At 65.3% G+C, this 6,104-nt stretch carries 11 protein-coding genes; 7 read left to right on the top strand and 4 right to left on the bottom strand.

Translation table 11 applies throughout. The annotated features are described in order from the left end of the window. The first annotated feature begins 288 nt into the window (after nucleotides 1-288). The 6 genes from ACYVDA_RS17895 to ACYVDA_RS17920 all read left to right on the top strand — a co-directional run bounded on the left by ACYVDA_RS17895 (nucleotide 289) and on the right by ACYVDA_RS17920 (nucleotide 4,006). Nucleotides 289-468: a hypothetical protein gene (locus ACYVDA_RS17895; protein WP_460819825.1), complete on the top strand. Its 180-nt coding sequence runs from the start codon at nucleotides 289-291 to the stop codon at nucleotides 466-468. A 220-nt stretch (nucleotides 469-688) separates the two neighbouring features. Next, nucleotides 689-1,900 (top strand): phage major capsid protein, encoded by a 1,212-nt coding sequence (locus ACYVDA_RS17900; protein WP_460819826.1) that lies wholly within the window; start codon nucleotides 689-691, stop codon nucleotides 1,898-1,900. Then, nucleotides 1,900-2,061: a hypothetical protein gene (locus tag ACYVDA_RS17905; RefSeq protein ID WP_460819827.1), complete on the top strand. Its 162-nt coding sequence runs from the start codon at nucleotides 1,900-1,902 to the stop codon at nucleotides 2,059-2,061. Before ACYVDA_RS17900 ends, ACYVDA_RS17905 begins: the two co-directional genes overlap by 1 nt. A 539-nt stretch (nucleotides 2,062-2,600) precedes the next feature. Next, nucleotides 2,601-2,891 carry a hypothetical protein gene (locus ACYVDA_RS17910; RefSeq protein WP_460819828.1) on the top strand — a complete coding sequence of 97 codons (291 nt, stop codon included), beginning with the start codon at nucleotides 2,601-2,603 and terminating at the stop codon, nucleotides 2,889-2,891. Nucleotides 2,892-2,981: 90 nt separating this feature from the next. Further along, nucleotides 2,982-3,164, top strand: coding sequence for a hypothetical protein (locus ACYVDA_RS17915; RefSeq protein WP_460819829.1), 183 nt, complete (start codon nucleotides 2,982-2,984; stop codon nucleotides 3,162-3,164). A 398-nt stretch (nucleotides 3,165-3,562) separates the two neighbouring features. Continuing rightward, a complete protein-coding gene (locus ACYVDA_RS17920) occupies nucleotides 3,563-4,006 on the top strand; it encodes a hypothetical protein (RefSeq protein ID WP_460819830.1) in 444 nt (147 codons plus the stop codon). A 329-nt stretch (nucleotides 4,007-4,335) separates the two neighbouring features. Here ACYVDA_RS17920 and ACYVDA_RS17925 read toward each other — a convergent pair whose 3' ends face one another. Together ACYVDA_RS17925 and ACYVDA_RS17930 are read right to left on the bottom strand one after the other, a co-directional pair. Next, nucleotides 4,336-4,485 carry a hypothetical protein gene (locus ACYVDA_RS17925; protein WP_460819831.1) on the bottom strand — a complete coding sequence of 50 codons (150 nt, stop codon included), beginning with the start codon at nucleotides 4,483-4,485 and terminating at the stop codon, nucleotides 4,336-4,338. Then, complete coding sequence (locus ACYVDA_RS17930) at nucleotides 4,482-4,721, bottom strand: helix-turn-helix domain-containing protein (RefSeq protein ID WP_460819832.1); 240 nt, start codon at nucleotides 4,719-4,721, stop codon at nucleotides 4,482-4,484. The genes ACYVDA_RS17925 and ACYVDA_RS17930 overlap by 4 nt, the downstream gene beginning before the upstream one ends. A 1-nt stretch (nucleotide 4,722) precedes the next feature. Here ACYVDA_RS17930 and ACYVDA_RS17935 point away from each other — a divergent pair, with 1 nt between their 5' ends. Further along, the gene (locus ACYVDA_RS17935) at nucleotides 4,723-4,956 is read left to right on the top strand and encodes a helix-turn-helix domain-containing protein (RefSeq protein ID WP_460819843.1); all 234 of its coding nucleotides are present in this window, start codon (nucleotides 4,723-4,725) and stop codon (nucleotides 4,954-4,956) included. Here ACYVDA_RS17935 and ACYVDA_RS17940 read toward each other — a convergent pair. Next, nucleotides 4,944-5,189: a hypothetical protein gene (locus tag ACYVDA_RS17940; protein ID WP_460819844.1), complete on the bottom strand. Its 246-nt coding sequence runs from the start codon at nucleotides 5,187-5,189 to the stop codon at nucleotides 4,944-4,946. The genes ACYVDA_RS17935 and ACYVDA_RS17940 overlap by 13 nt on opposite strands. Continuing rightward, on the bottom strand, nucleotides 5,186-5,509 hold the full coding sequence (locus tag ACYVDA_RS17945; RefSeq protein ID WP_460819834.1) for a hypothetical protein: 324 nt from the start codon (nucleotides 5,507-5,509) through the stop codon (nucleotides 5,186-5,188). Before ACYVDA_RS17945 ends, ACYVDA_RS17940 begins: the two co-directional genes overlap by 4 nt. Between the last annotated feature and the right edge of the window lie 595 nt (nucleotides 5,510-6,104).

Here is a 6,104-nt window from a genome sequence, read left to right on the forward strand (position 1 = left end):
TGAGAGGTAGGGGCACCCAAATCGCCGCGCGGCTCGCGCCGCGGGACCAGCCAGTCGCCACTTTCACACACGGAGTCCTCAAGTTCGGGAAGGCGTCGGCGACCACGAGAGGCAGGGGGGTCGAGATCGCCAGAGGCGCCACAGGAGGACTAGCCAGTGCTCTGCACGTATCCCCCCGAGCCGCGATCAATGAGGGGGGCCCAAATCCCTACCGCGCGCCGCCCCAAGACCAGCCAGTCGCGCCTCTCTATCCATCCTTTTTTCCTCCCAAACCCCAGGAGAACCGCAATGAATGACCACGACCCGATCGACTCGATGAGCACCGTCACCAAGCTCGACGCCGTCATGGAGGCGCTACACACCCACTGCGAGCACTGCACGGTTTCGGTGCAGGTACTCCCCGCGGCCGGCACCCGTCACGTGCTGGGTATCGACCACGAGAAGGGATGCCCCGAGTACGTGGACTAGTTTTGCCGGTCCGGCAAGTCAACTTGCTGATATGATCGAGCTACTTGTCGGAACCCCGTTCTAGTGACGCCGCTGCGCCCGCGAAAGCCGCCGCACCCGCTGACCTGGAGCCGCTGAAAGACGAGGGCCGGTCCCGCGCGTTTTCTTACGCCCCGGACGGACGACAACACCACTCGCTGCGTCGCGTTTCTTCGCGACCTCCCTCTCAGGAGAACACCCAATGTCTGCTGCCATCGAAGCCAAGACCGCCATGCGTCAGCTCAGCGCTGAGGCTCAGGCCCTCGTCACCAACAAGTCCCTGACCAGCACCCAGAAGAGCGCCCGCCTCGACCAGATCGAGAGCGAGATGAAGGCCCACCAGGAGACCGTCGAGTTCTCCACCAAGGCCGCCCGTTTCGGCTCTGGCGCCTCGTCCACCGACAGCGGCGAGGGCGGCTCTTACGCCACCCTGAAGGGCGTCATGCCCGGCCTGGTTGCCAGCGGCTACGAGCCCATGTCCACCCCGCAGGTCGAGCTCTCCACGTTCGACGCCAAGGAGCTGCACGAGGCTGCGGTCTCGCACAAGAACCTGGCGATCACCAAGGCCGCCACCGACTCCTCAAGCATCGGCCCGGCCACGATCACCGACTACAAGACCACCCCGGTCACCCAGCGCCGCGAGCCCACCCGGGTCATGTCGCTGATGCCGATCGTGGCGACCCCGCACCCCTCGGTGACGTGGTACTCCACCACCGGCACCACGGCCGCCGCAGCGGTCGCTGAGGGCGGCCTGAAGCCCACCAGCACCCTGGCCTACGTCGCGCAGACCAGCTCGGTCACCAAGATCGCCCACGTCGTGGAGGTCACCGACGAGACCCTGCAGGACTTCCCGGCGTTCATGTCGGTGCTGTCCCAGGACATGACCGCGGGCCTGGTGAAGGCCGAGAACGCCGAGTTCCTCACTGCCACGGTCACCGGGGCCCACAAGTTCCCCGGGCTGCTCAATACGACCGGCATCCTGACTGCCGCGGTGCCGGCCACCCCGAACGCCACGGACCGCCTGGACTCGATCTCGGCCGCGTTCGACAGCCTCCGGACTGGGTCCTCGTTCGCCGAGCCGGACGGCATCGTCCTGCACCCCGCTGACTGGGGCACGATCCGCCGCAGCAAGGACACCCAGAACCGCTACCTGCTCGGTGACCCCGGCTCGGGTACCGACCCGCGGATCTGGGGCGTGCCGGTGGTCCTGACCACCCAGATCACCCAGGGCACGTGCCTCATCGGTGACTTCGCCGGCTCTACCGTCGCGTACGTCCGTGACGGCATCCGGATCGAGACCGCCAACCAGGGCACCACGCAGTTCACGACCAACACCTGCCTCGTGCGAGTCGAAGAGCGTGTCCTGCTTACCGTCCCGCGCCCCAGCGGCCTGCTCAAGCTCACGGGCCTCTGATGGCCGCCTACGCGGTAGTCCAGGGCACCCAGGTGCACCTCGACGGCAAGACCTACGACGGCGGGGCCACGCTGCCCACCCTTGGGGCCAACACGGCCGCCCAGTGGCTCAACGCAGGGTGGATCGAGCCCGTCACCACCAAGCCAGCCCGCAAGGGCTGACCGACCCAGGCGTGGGGCGTCAAGCCCACCCCCAGCGGCGTCTGCCCTAGTCCGGTCTCCACGCTGTCTGAGGGAGCAAGGCAACGCAGCACTACCTCGAAAGCGCTGCCTGCGCCCCACGCCTGCACAACCCCTCGGAGGGAGGGCCCGTCATGACGCAGCAGCCGGCGTGTGGCCTCCGCACGGGGCACGACTGCCTCACTTGCGGCCACCGCACCCCATCCTGGCTACGGGAGCCGCTCGGCGTCGTGTCGAGCCGCTCAGTGCCCCGCTCTCGCGCCATTCGCGCCTGGCGGTTCTGGGGCGTCCTGCCTAGCGAGGTCTGGGTGCCAGATCGCTGGCGGAACGATGAAGTGAGCCGCTGGAGCCTCGAGCCGGGACCCCTGAGGCTCGTGGGCCCATACAAGCGCCCGCCAGGCGCTGGTGGCGCCGACGAGTGGCAGCCCGGAGTGATGCAGTCCTCGAGCGCGTTCTGCTCAGCCTCGGAATGCGCGGAGATGGAGCATCCGCACGCACGCTGCTCATGTGGCATCCGGGCCATGACCGACCGGGATGAGCTAGTGGCCTACCACCGGGGGTGCCGTGGCACCCCCGGCAAGCCTGGGGGCTTCGTCAGCACCGTGTTCGCGGTCGGACAGGTCGACCTCTGGGGCGCTATCGCCGGGCCCGTCATCGGCGATGACTGGCCGGGCACAGTGCGGGGCAGTCACGCCCAGATCGTTGGAGACCTCACCATCATCACGACCAGTGACGGACTCCCGGACGGGTGGCGGCTCGAAGACCTCAGCGAGCACTACGCCGTGAGCTGCGAGCTCGGTGTGGCTTGGTAAGGCATCCCCGTGGGCGACGGGGTTGCCGGGTGATGTCTGAGTGGGACGGGCGCTTGTCTAGGCCCCTCAGAATCAGGCAGGGTCAACGCCATGGCCAAGACACAGAACGACGCTCTGCTCGCCGAGACTGCTGCCGTGCTTCTCGAAGCGATCAAGGCGGCCGCGGGCAACAACTCACGGTCCGAGTCACTCAAGAACCTGGCCGAGGCTTACAGGGCAGTGGCGGAGGCTGACCCGAAGGCGCAAAGCTCTGGCCGCGTGGGGTCCTTCTAGTTGACCGGTAGGAGCAGCGACAGTCCTCCTGAGGAAATCCAGGATGACGAGGTCCTCACCCAGTACGTCTTCAACGAAGCCGACCCGCCCAACGCGCCTAGACCCCAGGACGCGGACGGTCTAAGCATGTTGCGTGGGAAGCGCACGACTCTTGCCGCAGCGAAGTTCGTCCGGGTGCGCGTTCGGTTCCCATCCGACGGGGACGCAGTCAGATGGGTGACGGCCGGAGCCCTGCGTGGGGCTGGCTTTGAGGTGACAGCGACGCCAACGCGCCGCAACCCCCTTCACGTTTCTGTGTCGCGCGAGGCATCATGGGGGGAGAATGAGTGTTCAGAGTTCGATGGAACCTTTGAACCCGACACCGATACCTACGAGTACACGGAAGGTGGTGAACCACAATGAGCGACACCTTGAAGGTCGAGCCGGGCCGACGGCCATGGCTCCCTGTCGGCAGTGCCTTGGCTGGTGAGGTGTTCGACCACTTCAACGTGCCGAGGACTGGTTTGATCGCCTTGGACGGCGTCACGTACCTCTTCCACTCCTTCCTCGGTGATGGCGGTCCTCGTGGCCTGTGGGGTTACGCCCACGTGACCGAACGCGAAGTTTCCCTTCTGGAGAGCATCGAGGGGCCAGAAGCCTTTGACAACGCGATGGAGCAGCTGTTTTCAGATCGATGGGTGACTGTCGCTGCCGCGGCCAACGACCAGCTCCTGTTCTCTGTCTTGCTCGACGCTGGCATCGAGGGCATCAGCGGGCTTGTGGACCGCTTCATGAAGGCGTGGGACATGCAGATTCAGACGCATGACCAACTGGCGATGCTGCGGGAGACCGTCCCGGCTTAACAGACACACAGAACCGCCCCCGGCACTACGGATGCCGGGGGCGGTTCTGCTTCAAGGTTGTGGTGGCGTCGGCAATCGCGTAAATCTCGACCCTGGCCTCTTGGCCCGAGATGAACTTGCTGGGGCGATTCCATGCGTTCGGATGCCGACTTGTTGGACCCGGCGACGGCGCCATGGCTGCCAATCGCCGCGCGACCCCCCAGCGCCCCGGGGGTTGAGACGGACCCCTCGGCCTGGCCCTTACGGATGGCTCGCCCCAGCGCCCACTCGGCGCGGCGGACATCTTCTTCATGCTGGACTGTGTTGAGGGCGTTGCCAGTCGTTGAACCTCAGGTGATGCGCTCTCGACGCGTGATGCCATCTCCGTTGTCCGCAACGCCGGCAAGAATCCGAGCTGCGGCTTCGATCTGCCATTCCTTCAGGGGCGGCGCGAACGACGCGAGGTGGGCGCCGTACTCGGCAAGGGTCATGCGGTTCATCGATTCCTCGCAATGCTCAACGGGGTCTGGCCCGGCAGGCCGTGGGGCCGGCTCGGCACGACGTGGTGTGACTTGATGATGTCCCGGACGTCGTCCTCTGTGAACCGAACCTGCCGGCCGAGCTTCACGTGCGGCCACCCTTCACGCTGACGCAGATGACGGACATGATCGGTCTCGAGGCGGAGCACTTCGGCTAGTTCAGTCTCGGTAAGGAGCGAGGCGAGCATGTCGCGCATGATGCCCCCTGATGGCGCCGCCTTGGCGTATGACCTCGATGACGCCTCCCGGGTGTGCGGGCTCTCGCGTGACTCGCTCAAGCGAGCGGTCAAGTCGGGCGACCTGCCAGCCAAACGGAGTCACCGACCCAAAGATCCCAACGCGATGCCGACCGGGAAGATCCTCATACTTCGCCGAGATCTAGAGGCGTTTCTGGAGAACCTCCCGGACGACTGGTGGGGCTATCGGTTCTGACGCTCATGTCGCGCCTCGGCAAGATCGGTCTCGACGAGAGTCAAGCGGCGGCGGCGCTCTGTCTGCTCGACCCGTTCCCGCGTCACACCGCGCTCACCGCATTCGAGGCCGAAGATGAAGTTCGCATGGGCCCGTTTCCTGATCTGGGATCGTCTGATGACGACGACCGGGATGCACTCGACGGCGTCAGCGAGCTTGTCCACCGTCAGTAGTGCCGCGTCTCGGAAGGTCATCGCAGGCGCCTGCGCAGGTGGCGGGCGTAGGCGCGAACGCAGTTCTGACAATCAGTCGTCTCGATCTCGATGACGGGAATGCCTTCGACCAGTCGTGCCCGGACGATGTTGGGGGGCGCGCCGGCCTCGTCCCACGGGCTTACCCACCGGCCACACAGGGCCTTCCAGTAGACGCCCATCTCGTTCGCGGCTGTCATGTCTCTCAGCCAGCCGATGTGCTTGACCTCCCGGCGCCTCTTGGGCTTCGCGGAGACCGACGACGTCGCGTCGTGTGCAGTGTTCTCGTGGGCACGCGTCAGGTGCCCTAGTGTTTCGGTCACGGTATTCAGTCCTAGTTACTGGGTGCCGAGGCCCTCGTTCGGTGTCCTACCACCGGGCGGGGGCCGCTGTCTGTCCAGACGAGCAAGCTGCTCAGCCGGACACTCTTCTCTTGTCCGTCCAGACTCTGCCCGAGTAATCGTTGAGTGCAAGGCCAGTCCGCACGGAGTCCGCAGGACAGTCAGAAGCACCCAACGGTGGCTAGGGCTGGATATTGCTGTTTGCCCAGGTCAGGCCCACATAGTCCCCAGCTGTCAACGGTGGTCACCGGTGCACAAAGAGTTCGAGCTCTACTACGACATTTAAGTCGGGGGTCTCGCTGACCTGCGGCTAGTGCTTGAAACGGCGTCTGACCTGCGAAAACGTTTCTCAACGTCTTCCAGCGTCAGGCGCCGTTTCTCATCCTTGTGCGTACCCAGTGCACCCCACGCCGGACCGGAAGGACTGTTCAAACGACTGGGCGCAACTGGTGTCGACGACGCTTGAAAACGAGGCCATAGCGACGGTCGAAAACGAGGCCACCCAGACAGATTGGATGGGTGATCTCAGTGGAGGATTGGGCTTTGATTCGGCGGCTGGTTGCGGATGGTGTTCCGC

Source organism: Nocardioides korecus, assembly GCF_054778395.1.

Excerpts from the sequence above, each read along its gene's own strand:
- ACYVDA_RS17895 (WP_460819825.1), top strand. The coding sequence starts at position 289 with ATGAATGACCACGACCCGATCGACTCGATGAGCACCGTCACCAAGCTC.
- ACYVDA_RS17900 (WP_460819826.1), top strand. The coding sequence starts at position 689 with ATGTCTGCTGCCATCGAAGCCAAGACCGCCATGCGTCAGCTCAGCGCT.
- ACYVDA_RS17905 (WP_460819827.1), top strand. The coding sequence starts at position 1,900 with ATGGCCGCCTACGCGGTAGTCCAGGGCACCCAGGTGCACCTCGACGGC.
- ACYVDA_RS17910 (WP_460819828.1), top strand. The coding sequence starts at position 2,601 with ATGACCGACCGGGATGAGCTAGTGGCCTACCACCGGGGGTGCCGTGGC.
- ACYVDA_RS17915 (WP_460819829.1), top strand. The coding sequence starts at position 2,982 with ATGGCCAAGACACAGAACGACGCTCTGCTCGCCGAGACTGCTGCCGTG.
- ACYVDA_RS17920 (WP_460819830.1), top strand. The coding sequence starts at position 3,563 with ATGAGCGACACCTTGAAGGTCGAGCCGGGCCGACGGCCATGGCTCCCT.
- ACYVDA_RS17925 (WP_460819831.1), bottom strand. The coding sequence starts at position 4,485 with ATGAACCGCATGACCCTTGCCGAGTACGGCGCCCACCTCGCGTCGTTC.
- ACYVDA_RS17930 (WP_460819832.1), bottom strand. The coding sequence starts at position 4,721 with ATGCGCGACATGCTCGCCTCGCTCCTTACCGAGACTGAACTAGCCGAA.
- ACYVDA_RS17935 (WP_460819843.1), top strand. The coding sequence starts at position 4,723 with ATGCCCCCTGATGGCGCCGCCTTGGCGTATGACCTCGATGACGCCTCC.
- ACYVDA_RS17940 (WP_460819844.1), bottom strand. The coding sequence starts at position 5,189 with ATGACCTTCCGAGACGCGGCACTACTGACGGTGGACAAGCTCGCTGAC.